Origin of the sequence: Streptomyces griseorubiginosus, from assembly GCF_017614965.1 — a bacterium.
Taxonomy (GTDB): Bacteria; Actinomycetota; Actinomycetes; order Streptomycetales; family Streptomycetaceae; genus Streptomyces; species Streptomyces griseorubiginosus_B.
The window spans coordinates 1-694 of the sequence record NZ_WVUG01000707.1 but is presented as its reverse complement, the minus strand read 5'-3'; the positions used below and the strand labels follow the sequence as shown (position 1 = coordinate 694).

1 pseudogene is annotated in these 694 nt (G+C 74.2%); it reads right to left on the bottom strand.

Annotated elements, in window-relative coordinates:
* Window positions 1-559: pseudogene (locus tag GRC12_RS44870) on the bottom strand (hypothetical protein); the annotation flags it as partial.
* Window positions 560-694: the final 135 nt, after the last annotated feature.

The window sequence follows — 694 nt, the reverse complement described above, 5'->3', positions numbered from 1 at the left end:
AGTCTGGGGTGGAGTCGGCCACGTTTGCGGCTTGGGCGGCCGTCGTCTCGGTGGGAGGACTGTCCTCGGCCGCGGTGGCGATTTCATCCGCGGCCCCAGAGACGGGTGCGCCGCTCGGCTCGGCATGGGGTCCATCGGCGGTCACGGCGGCGGACGCGGCGGTCGTCCCGGCAGGGCGTTCATCGCCAGTCACGGGGGCGGACGCGGCGGTCGTCCCGCCGGTGGACTCGTCAGGTATGGCGGCGCTGGTGGGGGGCGTGGGCGGGACGCCGGCCTTGGTGGACGGCGTTTCTCCGTCCTCTGCCCGGTCTGCCGTTCCCTCCGCCGCGTTGTCCGTTCCCGCCTCGGCGTCTTCCCGCGCCCTCTCCGTCTCGCTCTCCGCGTCCGCTGCGGGCGCGTCGTCCCTCGTGTCGGGCACCCGCTCGTCCCTCGTCCGTACGTCGGCCACGGCACCCGGCTCCGGGGCGGTCGCCGTCGGGGCGGTGGAGGCCTCCTCCGCCGGGTCCGGTGCCGAGGGATCGGCAGTCGGCAGTTGGCGAGGGGGCGTGAGGTGCGACACCCGAGGGTCCTTCCATGCGGAGCGCGGTGCTGACACGGCGGACCGGACCTGCAGGCCAGGGCCACCAACCTCGCGTACGGGCCCACGTAACCCCGCGTTCAAACACCCGGGTCAACCGCCCGCAAAGACTACGCC